The following is a 14,830-nucleotide window of genomic DNA, read 5'->3' as shown; positions in this document are numbered from 1 at the left end:
CATGGACGTCATCAAGGTCAGTGACCCCGGGGACCCGCGCCTGGCCGACTACACCCGCCTTCGGGACGTGAACCTGCGCCGCCACCTGGAGGCCGAGCACGGCCTCTTCATGGCCGAGGGCGACAAGGTGATCCGCAGGGCCGCCGCGGCCGGGTTCCGGCCCCGCAGCTTCCTGCTCACCGAGCGCCGGGCCGAGGCCCTCGACGACGTGGTCGCCGGTTCCGGCGCCCCCCTGTACGTCGTCACCGAGGAGACCGCGGAGCGCCTCGTGGGGTTCGACCTGCACCGGGGCGCGCTGGCGGCCTTCCACCGCAGGGCGCTGCCCCCGCTCGACGAGGTCCTGCGGGACGCCCGCAGCATCGTCGTGCTCGAGGACCTGGTGGACCACACCAACGTCGGCGCGATCTTCCGCAGCGCCGCGGGCCTGGGCGTGGACGCCGTCGTCCTCGCGCCCCGCTGCGCCGACCCCCTGTACCGGCGGTCGGTCAAGGTGTCCATGGGCGCGGTCTTCACCCTCCCCCACACCCGCATGGACGACTGGCACGGCGGCCTGGACACCCTGCGCGGGGCCGGGTTCCACCTCATGGCCCTCACCCCGGGGGAGGGCTCCCTGCCGATCCGGGACGCCATGGCCGCCCTCGCCCCCGGCGACCGGGTCGGCCTGCTGCTGGGGACCGAGGGCGACGGGCTGTCCGCGCGCTGGCTGGAGCGCGCCACCGCACGGGTGCACATCCCGATGGCCGACCGCGACGTCGACTCCCTCAACGTCACCGCGGCCGCGGCCATCGCCTGCTACGAACTCGCGCGCGGCGCACGCCCGTGAGCCCGGAGGGTCCGGCGTCCCCTCCGCCCGTGCGGCCCGCGCGCCGCACCCCCGTGACGGCGGGGGAGAGGGGCCGGTGGACGTGTGATTCGTCCCACCATCGGACTTCGGTCGACCCGGGACACTAGGGTGGCCGGTGACACGGACCGAGGGAGAGGAAGCGGCGACATGGGCGGCCGAGCACTGGTGCAGTGGGAACGGAACAGGGAGGGCGCCCCGGCCTCCCTGACGGTGGACGTCTACGCCGGAGGACGCGCCCCCGGGGCCGGACTCGACGATGTCGCCTTCTACCAGGTGCCCTACACCCCCTCCTCCCAGGGCGTCGACGAGCGGCTCGACGTGATCTCGCGGATGCCCTCGCTGGAGGTGGTCCAGCTCCTCTCGGCGGGCTACGAGCACGTCCTGCCCCTGGTCCCCGACCACGTGACCCTGTGCAACGGGCGCGGCCTGCACGACGCCAGCACCGCCGAGCACACCCTCGCCCTGATCCTGGCCGCCCAGCGCGACCTGCCCCGGTGGGCGGTCGCGCAGAGGGACCACCGGTGGGAGTCCGTCCCGCTGCGCTCCCTCGCCGACTCGCGCGTGATGATCGTCGGCTACGGCAGCATCGGCAGGGCCGTCGAGCAGCGGCTCCTCCCCTTCGAGACCGAGGTCGTGCGTGTGGCCGGCCGGGCGCGCCCCGACGAGGGCGTGCACGGGGCCGGCGAGCTGCACGCCCTGCTGCCGGACGTCGACGTCGTCGTGCTGGTCACCCCGCTCACCGAGGCCACCCGCGGCCTGTTCGGCGCGGCCGAGTTCGCCCTGCTGCGCGACGACGCGCTCGTGGTCAACGTGGGGCGGGGCCCCGTCCTGGACACCCGCGCCCTGCTGGCGGAGAACGGCCGGGTGCGTGCTGCCCTCGACGTCACCGACCCCGAGCCCCTGCCGGTGGAGCACCCCCTGTGGGACGCGCCGGGGGTGTTCGTCACCCCGCACGTCGCGGGCGGCTCCGCCGCGTTCTACCCCCGCGCCCGGGCCTTCATGGACGCCCAGCTCTCCCGCTGGGCCGCGGGGGAGCCCCTGGCCAACGTCGTCCGGGCCGGGGACGGAGGCCGCTAGCGGGACGGCCGGGGCCGTACCGGCACGGGCGGCCCCGAACCCGGCGGCCCGTGCCGCAGGCGCGGCGACGGCCCCTCCCCCGGGAGGGGAGGCCGACACGGCGTCCGTGCCGGAGGCGGCCGAATGTCGGCGGTCGCGGCCAGAATGGGAGCATGCGGATCGCAGTGGTCGCCGACGGCGAGGGCGGCGGCTGGCTCCAGGAACTGGACACAGTCCCCGGCCCCGTCCGACGTGTGGCCGACCTCGCCGCCGCCGTCCGCGCCGCCGAGCACGCGGGGCCCGAACCGCCCCGGTGGGTGTGGTCGGCCGGAGAGGACGTCTACCCCGACCTGGTCAGGGCGGGCGTCCGGGTCTCCCGCTGCCACGACGCGGCCCTGACCGAGGCACTCCTCCTCGGCCACCAGGTGCGCCACCGTGAGGCGCACTCCCTCGGCGCGGCGTGGGCCAGGCTGCACGGTCTGCCCGTCCCCGCCGATCCGGTCCGGCCGCTCGGCGAGGGCGCCGCGGCCCAGCCCGCGCTCTTCGAGGCCGACCGCTCCACCCTGCCCCCCGGCACCGACCGCCTCGCCGCCCTGGTCGAGGTGCACGGCGACCAGCTGCGCCGTATCGCCGACCTCCCCGACCCCGGGCGGATGCGCCTGCTCACGGCCGTGGAGTCCGCGGGAGGGCTCGCCGCCGCGGAGATGAGCCACGACGGCCTGCCCTGGCGGCCCGACGTCCACGACCGGATCCTCACCGACATCCTCGGACCCCGGCCGCCGGCCGGGCGGCGCCCGCCCGTGCTGGCCGACCTCGCCGCCCGCATCGGCGACGCCGTCGGCCGCGAGGTCAACCCCGACTCGCCGGCCCAGGTCCTCAAGGCCATGGCGTCGATCGGCCACCCCGTGGAGTCCACCCGGTCCTGGGTGCTGGAGCAGGTCGACCACCCCGTCGTGCCCCTGCTGCTGCGCTACAAGGAGCTCTCCCGGCTGCACTCGGCCAACGGCTGGGCCTGGCTGGAGACCTGGGTCGGCGAACACCCCGGTCCCCGGGGCGAACGGCTCGGCCGCTTCCGCCCCGACTACGTGGTCGGCGGCGTCGTGTCCGGCCGCTGGGCCACCCGGGGCGGCGGCGCCCTGCAGATCCCCAAGTCGGTGCGCGGGGCCGTCCGGTCCGACCCCGGCTGGGTGCTCGTCCGCGCCGACGCCGGGCAGCTCGAACCGCGCGTGCTCGCCGCCGTCTCCGGGGACGACGCGCTCGCCGCGGCCGCCGCGGAGGAGGACCTCTACGCCCGCCTCGCCGTGCACGTGGGCGGAGACCGCGAACGGGCCAAGATCGGCATGCTCTCCGCCATGTACGGCCAGACCTCCGGCGACGCCGCGCCCCTGCTGGCCACCATGCGCCGCCTCTACCCGCGCGCCCTCGACCACGTCGACTCCGCCGCGCGCACGGGGGAGGGCGGCGGAGTGGTCCGCTCCTGGCTGGGCCGGACCTCGCCCGCCCCGGACGACTGGGCCGCCGCCGTCTCGGGCCCCGGCGGCGACCGCCGCAGACGGGCCCACGGCCGGTTCACCCGCAACTTCGTCGTCCAGGCCACTGCGGCCGAATGGGCACTGGTGCTGCTCGCCGCGCTGCGCCGGCGCCTGCCGGACATGCCGGAGGGCGGCGGCATCGTCTTCTTCGTCCACGACGAGGTCGTCCTGCACGTGCCCGCCGAACTGGCGGACGAGGCGGTGCGCGCGGTCGCCGACGCGGAGGCGCAGACCCGGACGACGCTCTTCGGGGAGACCCCCGTACGCTTTCCCCTCGCGACGGTCGTCACCGACAACTACGCGCACCTCTAGAATGCCCGCGAGGCCGGGACGTGGGCGTCCACCACCGGACGGCGTGGGCTTCTTGCAAACTCGTCCTGGTGCGCCCATTCTTGGACGCGGTAACCATCGGCAAGGAAAGACAGCCCGTGCGCCTCAGGGGTCCCCCACACCCCGGGTGGCTCACAGAAAGGTGAGATCTCCCCGTGCGGAGCCGTTTCAGAACGTGTACGGGTACCACGGTCGCGTTCGCGGTCGCCTTCACCGCCCTCGGAGCCAGCCCTGCCTGGGCGGACCCGGTGGTCGAGGACCGTCCCCCCGTCAGCGAGCAACTCTCCCTCAACGCCCCCAGCGGCACCGATCCCCGACAGGACCAGGGGGCCGACCCCCGGCCGCCCGACGTCGCCGACGTCGCCGACCTCGAACGCGACGCCTACGTGGCCCCCTTCCGGGAGGCGCGCAGCGTCGAGTACTTCGCCGTCTCCCCGCGCGAGCTGCCGCGCGAGGCCGTCGCCGCCGTCCGCGCCGTCGAGGGCGTGGAGGCAGCCCTGGCCGTCGACGCGGCCCGCGTCGAGATCGACGGCGAGCCCACCTCGGTCCTCGGCGTCTCCCCCTCCAGCTTCCGCAACCACGCGCCCGAGCCCTCCGCCGAGTCCGACGAGATCTGGCAGGGCGTGGCCGAGGGCCGCATAGCCCTCTCCAGGGACGTCGGCACCGAACGCGGACTCGAGGTCGGCAGCGAGGTCACCGTCGCGGGCGGGCGGGGCGAGATCCCCGTGGAGGTGTGGACGCACGCCACCTCCGGCATCGCGGGCATCGACGCGCTCGTGTCGCGTGAGCGCGCCGCCGAACTCGGCATGCCCGAGGGCAACGCCCTGGTGGTCTCGGCGCCCGACGCCGACCTGTGGGACCTGCACGAAGCCCTGGGGGAGGCACTCGGGGAGGACGCCTCGCTCCAGCTCGTCGCGGACGCCCCCGAACCCCTCGTCGACGGCGACGCCGTGCCCTCCACGGTGATCGAGCAGGTCATCGCCAACGCCGAGACCCAGCTCGGCGTCCCCTACGTCTGGGGCGGGACCACCCCTGACGTCGGGTTCGACTGCTCGGGGCTGCTCCAGTGGGCGTTCCGCGAGGCGGGGGTGAGCATCCCCCGGGTGACCCACGACCAGTGGAACGCCGGCGAGCGCGTGGAGTACGAGGACCTCCAGCGCGGCGACCTGCTGTTCTGGCGGTCCGACCCCACGGCGCCGGACTACATCTCGCACGTCGCCATCTACCTCGGCGAGGGCATGATGCTGGAGGCCCCGCGGACCGGCCTCGACGTGCGCGTCACGCCCGTGCGGACCCAGAACTACGCGGGCGCGGTACGCGTCAACGCGTGATTCCCGGGATTTCCCCGTCCGGTATCGGCCCTGGCGGGGAAATCCCTCGGGTGCGAGGGAAATGCGGCACACCGGGAAAAGCAGGAGTGGGCCGTGGTGCCACCGCGTCGGCGGCACCACGGCCCACTCTTTTCTCCTTGTCCGAAAAACCCAGCCGGGAGGGGAAGGCAGGCCTCGGTCAGGAGGGGGAACAGGGCCGTCGCTGAGGGAGGGGGAGACAGCGCGCGAACCCCGTATTCAATGGTTCCGAGTTGCGGCGGAGAGCACTCCGGGAGTTCCCGGGGACCCGCTGCACAGGTCTACATAAGCAGTGACCGGACGATTTGGCAAGAGGCCAGATCAAGGCAGGCAAGCGCTCTCAATCCGCACCCGGACCGCATCGCGGCCGGAGCCGTCCCGTGGGCCGCCGCCCCGTGTCCCCCTCCGTGTCAGCGGCCCGCCGCGTACCCCTGCGACGCGCGGGCGTCGGCGGCCGCGCGCAGCTCGCCGGTGTCGGGGTCGCGGGCCACGGCCGCCAGCCGCCCCAGCGACCACGGCTGCGCGACCTGCACCCGGTGCCCGCGTGCCACCAGGTCCGCGATCGTGTCCTCGCCGACGCCGGGCTCCACGACCAGGCCCCCCGGGACCGTCTCGCGCGGGTGGAACGAGCTCGGGAAGGCGTTGGTGTGGAACATGGGGGTGTCCAGCGCCTCCTGGAGGTCGTCCACCCCGTTGAGGATGCGCAGCAGCGCGGTGAACGTCCACTGGTCCTGCTGGTCGCCGCCCGGCGTGCCGATCGCCAGCACGGCCTGCCCGTCCTCCCGGGTGACCAGGGTGGGGGACAGGGTGGTGCGGGGGCGCTTGCGCGGGGCCAGGGCGTTGGGGGAGTCGGGGTCGAGCCAGAACATCTGGGCCCTGCTGCCGAGCGGGAAGCCGAGGTCGGGGATGACGGGGGAGCTGCTGAGCCAGCCGCCGCTGGGGGTGGCCGAGACCATGTTGCCGAAGGAGTCCACGACGTCCACGTGGCAGGTGTCGCCGCGCAGGTCCGCGGGGTTGGAGAGGGCCGCGTCGCGCACGGTCGGCTCCCCGGTGGTGCGGTCGCCGGGGGTCCGGCCGGGCACGTACAGGGGAGGCTCGAACGGGGAGCGGGCGCCGATGCGGCCGGGCCGCTGCTCCATGCCGGCGCGGGCGTCGTCGACCAGGGCGGCGCGCACGGCGGTGTAGTCGGAGCCGAGCAGCTCCTTGAGGGGGACGTCGGTGAAGTCCGGGTCGCCGTACCAGGCCTCGCGGTCGGCGAAGGCGAGCTTGGCCGCCTCGGCCACCCGGTGGACGAAGTCGGCGCTGATCCCGTCGCGGACGTCGTGCCCGGTGCCCAGGGCCTCCGCCAGCCGGAACTGCTGGAGCATGGTGGGGCCCTGGCCCCACGGACCGGTCTTGTGCACGGTGTGGGTCCCGTAGGCGACGCCGACCGGCTCCTCGTAGGAGGCGCTCCAGTCGGCCATGTCCTGGGCGGTGAGCAGGGCGCGCTGGGGCTCGCCCGTGCCGCTGGGGACGGGGGAGGCCAGGAACTCGCCGACCGCCTCGGCGACGAAGCCCTGCGACCAGGCCCTGCGCGCCGCCTCGATCTGCTCCTCACGGTCACCGCCGGCCCCCTCGGCCTCGGCGACGATCCGGCGGTAGGTGGCCGCCAGCGCGGGGTTGCGCAGCCGGGAGCCGGGCGCGGGCACCGTTCCGTGGGGGAGGTAGACGGCGGCCGAACCCGCCCAGTGCCGGGAGAAGACGGGACGCAGGGCGGTGACGGCCGCGGCGATCCGGTCCAGGACGGGGTAGCCGCGCTCGGCCAGCCCGATGGCGTGGTCGAGGACGTCGCGGACGGTCATCGTGCCGTGGTCGCGCAGGAGCAGCATCCAGGCGTCGAAGGCGCCGGGCACGGTGGCGGCGAGCACGCCGCTGCCCGGGATGCGGTCCATGCCCCCGTAGGCCTCGATGGTCGCCGCGGCCGGCGCCACGCCCTGTCCGCACAGCACGCGGGGGTCCGCGCCCGCCGCCTGGAAGACGACGGGGACCTCGCCGCCGGGGCCGTTGAGGTGGGGCTCGACGACCTGGAGGGTGAAACCCGCGGCGACGACGGCGTCGAAGGCGTTGCCCCCGCGTTCGAGCAGGGACATGCCGGTGGCACTGGCCAGCCAGTGGGTGGAGGCGACCATGCCGAAATCGCCGCGGAGCTGGGGACGTGTGGTGAAACCGGGCATCTGAGCGGGCCCTTCCTCGGGGGTGGGGGGATGGCGGTCGCCATCGGTGTCCTGGGCCGGGGAGCCCCGGACGGGGGTGGTGACGGGGCGGTCGGCCGTGGTCGCCCGGCCGCCGACACGGAGTGACGGTACATCATGGGATGTTCCCGGCCGAGGGGGCCGGGGAGGGGGCCGTCCACCGGCCGGAGGTCCTCCTCCCCGCCTCGTCCGCGGAGGGAGCCCGGGGCCGGCGCGACGCACCGGCCCCGGGACGATCCGACGCGGGGACCCGGGGGGCATCCGCGCCGTGCCGACCGGCTGCCGCCCGGGCCCCGCTCACCCCGGGGCGGTCCCGGCCGGCCCTCCGGCCGGTCCGGGCCGCCCCGGAACGGCCGTGGTCAGGCGCTGCCGGCCTCGAACTTCCAGGGCAGCGAGGCCCACATCTCCTCCCACTCCTGGGCGTCGACGGGGTCGACGGGCTCGGCGCCCGTGTCCGCGGCGGCGCCCTCCTGGGCGCCGCCCCCGTCCGACACCTGCTCCACGGCCGGGGCCGCCTCCTGGGCGGGCTCCTGGAAGAGGTCGCCGACCCTTTCCACGACCGCGCCGATCACGCCCTCCACCTGGACGGGGTCCAGGCCGAGCTCCCCGGCGCAGTGGTCGACGGCACCGGACCTGGCGTCCTCCTCGCCGTGGTTCCAGACGGCGGCGAGCAGCCGGTCGCGGTCCTCCGCGGTGAGCTGGTCCTTGCTCAGGGCCTGTTCCACGAACTCCCCCTCGGCCAGGGGCAGCCGGGCGCCGACCGGTTCGGTCGCGCCGGACCCGAAGTCCACGAACCGGTCGAGGACGCACTCCTCGACCCGGCGGGCCTCGGCGCCCTCGGGCAGTTCGGCCGCCGCGGGAGTGTCGGCGGGCGTCTGCGCCGGGGTCTGCGCCGGGCTCCCGGCGGGCTCCTGGCCGACTGCCTCCTGGGCTCCCCCGCCCGGGGCCTCCTCGGTGCCGGGCGCCTGCGGAGCGTCCGGGTTCGCGACCGGAGCGGCCTCCACCGCGCCGTCCGCCGGAGCCTCCTCGGCGGGAGCACCCGCCTCCCCGGAGCTCCCGGCCTCCGTCGCGGGTGCCTGTTCGGCGGGCTCCCCTGCAGCGGGTTCGACCTGCTGCGCGGCCTCCTCGGCGGGGGCCTCCTCCGCGGGGGCCTGTTGGACGGGGGCCTCTTCGGTGGGGGCCTCCTCGGCGGGAGCCTGTTGGACGGGCGCCTCCTCGGCGGGGGCCTCCGCCGCCGGCGCCTCCTCGGCGGGAGCCTCGGGGGCCTCCGCCGCCGGCGCCTCCTCGGCGGGAGCCTCGGGGGCCTCCGCCGCCGGCGCCTCCGGAGAACCGGACCCCTCGGTCACGGATCCGGCCATCTCGAGCAGTTCACCGCGGTCCCACCGCTCCGGCTGGAGGTGGGTGGTGACGGCGACGCCCGGCCGCTCCAGCCAGAACAGGTCGCCCGTGGACTCCGACAGGTAGGCCTCGCGCCCGAAGCCCTCGCCCGCCGCGAGCCGCTCCAGGCCCTTGTCGGCCAGGTGGGTGTAGCGGCTCTCGCGGAGGTCGTCGAGTTCCTGCACCCGCTCCGAGCGGATCACCGAGACCCGGCCGTACAGCTGGTCGGGTCCCTGGACCCAGGAGATCTGCGACTGGCGGACGCCCTGCCGGTCGGTGGTGGAGGAGGCGTGGATCCCGTACCGCTCCAGTCCCGGGGGCAGGTAGGCGATCTCGAAGCCGTCGAGGCTGTACGAGGACGTCCCCTGTCTGACCAGCGGCCAGCTCAGGCCTCCTCCGTCCCTCGCGTCCGCGGACGCGGCGGGGACACCGACCAGCCCCGACGTCGCGATGGCGGCGGCGCCGAACAGCGCGACCCACCCCGTGTGGTGCTTGCGCATGAGAGTTCCTTCCAATCGACTACTGAAGGTGATGATCTCAGGACTCTGGGTAGTTATGGGGGGACCCTGTGGTCAAAAATGACACATGAAGTAATCAAAGGGATGCACTGGGTGAGACGTGGTGTTGGGTGCCACTTCACCACCAGATGATGGGCCGCGGATCACCGAATGCTCTGCACACGGTCACCGCCCCGTCACCATGCGCGCTCACCCTGAGAAGCAGTCGGCCTGTTCACGCTCACCTGGGAGGTCCGGTGCACCGCATCGGGATCGTCGTCGGAGCCGTTTCACTCTTCGTTGCAGTCAGTGCCAGCGCCTCGCCCGCAGCACCGGCCCTCGACCCCGCGGGGACGGGCAGCCGGAGCGTCGTCGAGGTCCAGCACGCATCCCCCACACGTCCTCTGATCGCCGTCTCCCACAGGGGAGCCGCCGGTCACGCCCCGGAGAACACGCTCGCCGCACTCGACGCGGCCGACGAGCTCGGGGCGGAGACGGTCGAGATCGACATCCAGCGCACGGCGGACAACCACATCGTGCTCCTGCACGACACCACGCTGGCCCGGACCACCAACGTCGAGTCGGTCTTCCCGGACCGGAGCCCGTACCTCGTCGGCGACTTCACCCTGAGGGAGATCAGGAGGCTCGACGCGGGTTCGTGGTTCGCCCCCTCCTTCACCGGGGAGCGGGTCCCGACCTTCGACGAGGCGCTCGACCGGCTGGAGCGGCTGGACCTCAACCTCTTCCTGGAGGTCAAGGAACCGGCGCTCTACCCCGGCATCGAGCGGGCGGTCGCCGAGGAGCTGGCCGGGCGCCGGACCTGGCTGGAGCACAACCCGGCCTGGGAACCCCGCAAGCTCATCGTGCAGAGCTTCGACTGGGACTCGGTCCGCCGGTCCAAGTCCCTGCTGCCGTCCGTCCCGCACGCGCTCCTGGGCCGGGTGCCCGAGGCGCGCATCGGCGAGTTCACCTGGGCGCACATGATCAACCCCAACCACACCACCATCGACGCCGCCTACGTCCAGCGGGTTCAGGACGCGGGCCTGGAGATCATGCCCTACACCATCAACGACAGACAGCGCATGGACCACGTCCTCGACCTCGGCGTCGACGGCTTCATCACCGACTTCCCCGACACGGGGCAGCGGGCGATCGCCGACTTCAACGGCGGGCGCGACGCCATCGACAGGGCCGCCACACCGGCGCCGGCACTCGTCCGCTACTGACCCTGGTGGCCGCGCCGCCGCCAATGGCATGATCGGTCCGGACCACACCGAACCCGCGCGCCGGGGGCGACCCGTCGGGTCGCCCCCGGCGCGCGGCACTGGAGCAGGAGGCGACGTGAGCGACCGGCTGACCATCCCCCAGGAACACGTCGACTGGCGGACCAAGGGGCTGTGGTGGCCGGGCGGTCCCATCACCCTGGAGGAGTTCGCGGCCCGCCGCGACAACCTGTTCACCGGCCCCTTCACCTGGCCGCTGATGGTCCTGAGGGCCTCCGCGCTGGACCGCAACATCACCGCGCTCGCCGACTTCACCCGCGAGGGCGGGCTGCTGTTCGCACCGCACGGCAAGACCTCCATGGCGCCCGCACTCATCCAGCGCCAGCTGGACGCGGGCGCGTGGGGCGTCACCGCCGCCACCGCCAACCAGGTCCTGGACCTCAGACGGTTCGGGGTCCGCCGCATCCTGCTCGCCAACCAGCTGTTCGACGGGAAGGTCCTGCGCTGGGCGGCGGACGAGGCCGCGGCCGATCCCGGCTTCGAGTTCCTGTTCTACGCCGACTCGGCCGAGGGGGTCGCGGCAGCGGCCCGCTCCGTCGCCGGCCGGGAGGGCGGGCGCCCCCTCCGGATCCTGGTGGAACGGGGGGTACCGGGCGGACGGACCGGCTGCCGCACCCGCGAGGAGGTCCTCGCCGTCGCGCGCGCGGTCGAGGAGGCGCCGGGGCTGGCCCTGGCGGGCGTCGCCGGATACGAGGGGCCGCTGGGCGACGCGGACGCGGTCCGGGGGTTCCTCCGGGACCTCTCCGGCGACGCCGCCGCCCTCACGGAGGTACTCGGGGTGGGCCAGCCGATCGTCTCGGTGGGCGGCAGCGCGTGGTTCGACCTGGTCGCGGAGGAGATGGGCGGCCGGACCGAGTACATCCCCGTCCTCCGCAGCGGGGCCTACGTCGCCCACGACGACGGCCTGTACAGGAGGACGACCCCCTACAACCGCCTCCCCGAGGGGCCCGGGGCCCTGGCGGGCGCCCTGGAGCTGTGGGCCCAGGTGACCTCGACGCCGGAGAGGGGGCTGGCGATCGCCGCCCTGGGGCGCCGGGAGGCCAACTACGACCAGGGGTTCCCCGTCCCGCGCCTGCTGCGCCGCGCGGACGGGGGCGCGGAGGCGGCGGAGGGCGTCGAGATCACCGACCTCAACGACCACCACGCCTACCTGCGGGTCCCGCCGGAGCTGGGCGTCCGTCCCGGGGACCTGCTCTCGTTCGGCATCTCGCACCCGTGCACCGCGTTCGACCGCTGGCACGTCATCCCGGTGGTGGACGACGCCGACACCGTCGTGGACGCGGTCGCCACCTACTTCTGACCGGCGCCCGGCCGCCGTCCGCCGCGCGGCGGACGGCGGCCGGGGCCGCCGACGGCCGCGGGGGCGCGGCGGCGTCGGCGGCCGGACCCGGCGGGGAGCTACTCCCCCCAGCCGCGGACCCCGGGGCGGGTGTGCCAGGGCCGCGGCCCGTCCAGCGGCCGGTACTCCACCCCGACGGCGTCCAGCCGCTCCAGGTGCCGCTCCAGCCGGGGCTCGAACTCGGCGTAGTCGCGCTCACCCGCCGACCACACCTTCTCGGCGAAGGCCGACAGCCGGGGGAACACCATGTAGTCGAGCTTGCGCGGCGTGTCGATGTGCTCCACCCACACGTTCACCTGCGCACCGAGCACATGGGCGGCCTCCTCCTCGGTGAGGCCGGGGGGGACCGTCCCGGCGGTGTAGACGTCCTCGGTCCGCAGCAGCGTCCCCACCCGGATCGGCTCGTCCTCGGACTCGGACTGCTTGTAGTCGAGGTAGGAGGTGGCGGTGGGACTCATGATCACGTCGTGCCCGGCGCGGGCGGCGGCGATGCCGCCCTCCTCGCCCCGCCACGACATCACGGTCGCGCCCGGGGCCAGCCCGCCCTCCAGGATCTCGTCCCAGCCGAGCAGCCGCCGTCCGCGCGCCGTCAGGTGGTCGTCCAACTGGCGGATGAACCAGCTCTGCAGCTCGTCCTCGTCGGCGAGCCCCTCGTCCTTGATCCGCTTCTGCGCGGACGCGCTGTTCTTCCACTGGGTCTTGGGGCACTCGTCGCCGCCCACGTGGATGTAGGTGCTCGGGAACAGTTCGAGGAGTTCGTCGAAGACGTTCTTGTAGAACTCCAGCACGTTGTCGGTCACCGCGAGGACCTCGTCGAAGACGCCCCACTGGGTCCCGACCGGGATCAGGCCGCTCTCCCCCAGCTCCGGGTAGGCGTGGATGGCCGCCTGGGAGTGGCCGGGCACGTCGATCTCGGGGACGACCGCGACGTGGCGGGCGTCCGCGTAGGCGACGATCTCGCGGATGTCGTCCTGGGTCAGGAAGCCGCCGTGGGGGCGGCCGTCGAACTCGGGCGGCTTGCCGGCGCCCAGCTGGCTCTCGGTCCGCCAGGAGCCGACCTCGGTGAGCCGCGGGTAGCGGCGGATCTCGATCCGCCAGCCCTGGTCGTCGGTCAGGTGCAGGTGCAGGACGTTGAGCTTGTGCATCGCCAGGAGGTCGATGAACCGCAGGATCTCCCGTTTGGGGGAGAAGTGGCGGGCGATGTCCAGCATCGCGCCGCGCCACCGGAAGCGCGGGGCGTCGGTGACGCTCACGGCCGGCAGGGTCCACACGGCGCCGCCCAGGGGGGCGCTGCGGAAGGCGTCGGGCGGGAGGAGCTGGCGCAGAGTCTGCGCTCCGTAGAACACCCCGGCGGGGTCGTTGCCGACGATGATGGCGCCCTCGTCGTCCACGATCAGCCGGTAGCCCTCCCTCCCCAGACCGGCCTGGGCGTCGACGCTGAGGCGGATCTGCGCGCTGGCCTCGTCGCCGGTGGCCAGGGGGAGGCCGGTGGCCGCTCCGAGTTCACGCTGGAGCCACGTGAGCGTGCCCCGGGCTTCGGCGTCGGCGGAGACCCTGGTCGCGGCGGTGAGGGTGAGGCCCCCCGGCCCACCGGACTCCGTCCGGGAGGGGCGGGGGATCACGGGGAGGGGGGTCGGGGATGAGGCTGGGGTGTCGGGCACGGCGAACTGCTCCTATCCGGTCTAGACCAATCACGGACATAGTGCCACGGGGCCTCTCCCGAACACACCCCCGGCGCCAATCGGTCCTCCTGGGAGGGCTATTCACGCCTGCCCCATACCCAGTCTTGACCCTGCATGGCTCTTAACACTCCGTGTTTTGCGGGAGACGTAGAAACAGGCGGGGCGGTACGAAGGCGCCGAAAACCGTCGCAGAAGAGGCACAGCGCGTGCACGGACCCGTCGCGCAGTGGGGTGGGCACTACCGACGGAGGGGGGTTGGCTTTATCGCCAGGACACCCCTCCCGTTCGTACTGTTCTGGTCATGCCCGGTGTTCCACGATCCGGGCCGGGACCGAGCGTCAGGGGATGCGGCGATGACGGAGAGGCGGGGGACACCCGTGGAGCGCGGCGGGTGGTCCCGGTGATGTTCTGGCCCGTCCTCATCGCCGTCACGGGGGCGTTCAGCCTCGCGCTCGGCTCCGCCCTCCAGGAGCGCGACGCCGTCCGGGCCCCCGGTCGGCAGGTCGCCCGCGCCGGGTTCCTGCTGCACCTGCTCCGCCAGCCCCGCTGGCTGATCGGCAGCGCCGCCGCGGTCCTCGGGTCGAGCCTGCACCTCATCGCCCTCAGCGGGGCGCCGCTGACCGTCATCCAGCCGCTGGGCGTGATCGGCCTGCTGTTCGCGATCGTCCTGTCGGCGGTGTTCAACCGCCAGAGGGTCGGGATGTCCCAGGTCGTCGCCGGGGTCGCGGTGATGGTGGGCCTCACCGGGGTCCTCCTCCTCTTCCCGCACGGTTCCGACGTCCCCGTCCTGCCGACCTCCACGGCCCTCGCGCTCGCCGGGGCCGCGGTCGGCGCGGGCCTCCTCGTCTACCTGACCGCGCACTGGATGAAGAGCGGTGCCAGGGCCCTGCTCCTCGCCCTCGCCGGCGGCGCGGCCCTGGGGACCACCTCCGGCCTGGCCCGGGTGGTCACCGCGAACGCGGTCGACGACTGGACCCGGCTCGTCAGCTGGCTGACCCTGCTCGCCGTGGTCACGGCGGTCTTCGGCGCCCTGCTGATGCAGAACGCCTACCGCACGGGGCACTTCTCCGCCGCCTACGCGACCCTCCTGATCACCGACCCGGTCGTCGGCGTGGCGATAGGCGCCGTCCTCCTGGGAGAGGGCGCGCCGGAGACCCCCGGGGCCCAGATCGGAGCGCTGGCCTTCAGCATGCTGGCGATCGCGGGCACCATCGCGCTGGCGCAGGCGCGCCACCGCAACCCCGAGGCACCGGGCGGCCGGAGGCACCCGGGGACGACGGTCCGTACCCGTACACGTTGAACGAAGGAGA

General features: G+C 74.2%; 10 protein-coding genes. 7 read left to right on the top strand and 3 right to left on the bottom strand.

Annotated features, from left to right (window positions below):
• Position 1: 1 nt before the first annotated feature.
• From ACQPYD_RS25710 to ACQPYD_RS25695, 4 genes are all read left to right on the top strand, one after another.
• On the top strand, positions 2 to 823 hold the full coding sequence (locus ACQPYD_RS25710) for a TrmH family RNA methyltransferase (RefSeq protein ID WP_267946095.1): 822 nt from the start codon (positions 2 to 4) through the stop codon (positions 821 to 823).
• Between the two features lie 168 nt (positions 824 to 991).
• Complete coding sequence (locus tag ACQPYD_RS25705; protein WP_433698061.1) at positions 992 to 1,921, top strand: 2-hydroxyacid dehydrogenase; 930 nt, start codon at positions 992 to 994, stop codon at positions 1,919 to 1,921.
• Positions 1,922 to 2,073: 152 nt separating this feature from the next.
• Positions 2,074 to 3,744 carry a bifunctional 3'-5' exonuclease/DNA polymerase gene (locus ACQPYD_RS25700; protein WP_433698060.1) on the top strand — a complete coding sequence of 557 codons (1,671 nt, stop codon included), beginning with the start codon at positions 2,074 to 2,076 and terminating at the stop codon, positions 3,742 to 3,744.
• A 173-nt stretch (positions 3,745 to 3,917) separates the two neighbouring features.
• Positions 3,918 to 5,093 carry a C40 family peptidase gene (locus ACQPYD_RS25695; protein ID WP_433698059.1) on the top strand — a complete coding sequence of 392 codons (1,176 nt, stop codon included), beginning with the start codon at positions 3,918 to 3,920 and terminating at the stop codon, positions 5,091 to 5,093.
• A gap of 428 nt (positions 5,094 to 5,521) precedes the next feature.
• Here ACQPYD_RS25695 and ACQPYD_RS25690 read toward each other — a convergent pair whose 3' ends face one another.
• Positions 5,522 to 7,324 carry a gamma-glutamyltransferase family protein gene (locus ACQPYD_RS25690; protein ID WP_433698058.1) on the bottom strand — a complete coding sequence of 601 codons (1,803 nt, stop codon included), beginning with the start codon at positions 7,322 to 7,324 and terminating at the stop codon, positions 5,522 to 5,524.
• A 377-nt stretch (positions 7,325 to 7,701) separates the two neighbouring features.
• Entirely contained in the window at positions 7,702 to 9,219 is a 1,518-nt protein-coding gene (locus ACQPYD_RS25685) for a hypothetical protein (protein ID WP_433698057.1), read from the bottom strand.
• Between the two features lie 254 nt (positions 9,220 to 9,473).
• On the opposite strand from ACQPYD_RS25685, the gene ACQPYD_RS25680 reads away from it, so the two are divergent.
• Positions 9,474 to 10,442, top strand: a complete 969-nt coding sequence (locus tag ACQPYD_RS25680) for a glycerophosphodiester phosphodiesterase (RefSeq protein ID WP_433698056.1) — start codon at positions 9,474 to 9,476, stop codon at positions 10,440 to 10,442.
• A gap of 115 nt (positions 10,443 to 10,557) precedes the next feature.
• Positions 10,558 to 11,799, top strand: coding sequence for an alanine racemase (locus ACQPYD_RS25675; RefSeq protein ID WP_433698055.1), 1,242 nt, complete (start codon positions 10,558 to 10,560; stop codon positions 11,797 to 11,799).
• Between the two features lie 98 nt (positions 11,800 to 11,897).
• On the opposite strand, the gene ACQPYD_RS25670 is transcribed toward ACQPYD_RS25675, so the two are convergent.
• Positions 11,898 to 13,460, bottom strand: a complete 1,563-nt coding sequence (locus tag ACQPYD_RS25670) for a beta-N-acetylhexosaminidase (RefSeq protein ID WP_433702134.1) — start codon at positions 13,458 to 13,460, stop codon at positions 11,898 to 11,900.
• Positions 13,461 to 13,923: 463 nt separating this feature from the next.
• Here ACQPYD_RS25670 and ACQPYD_RS25665 point away from each other — a divergent pair, with 463 nt between their 5' ends.
• Positions 13,924 to 14,820, top strand: coding sequence for a DMT family transporter (locus ACQPYD_RS25665; RefSeq protein WP_433702133.1), 897 nt, complete (start codon positions 13,924 to 13,926; stop codon positions 14,818 to 14,820).
• Positions 14,821 to 14,830 lie beyond the last annotated feature (10 nt).

It is taken from the genome of Nocardiopsis sp. CA-288880 (assembly GCF_050955985.1).
In the GTDB taxonomy this organism is placed as follows: Bacteria; Actinomycetota; Actinomycetes; order Streptosporangiales; family Streptosporangiaceae; genus Nocardiopsis; species Nocardiopsis tropica.
The sequence above is the reverse complement of the archived record's forward strand: the minus strand, read 5'-3'. Positions and strand labels throughout refer to the sequence as shown.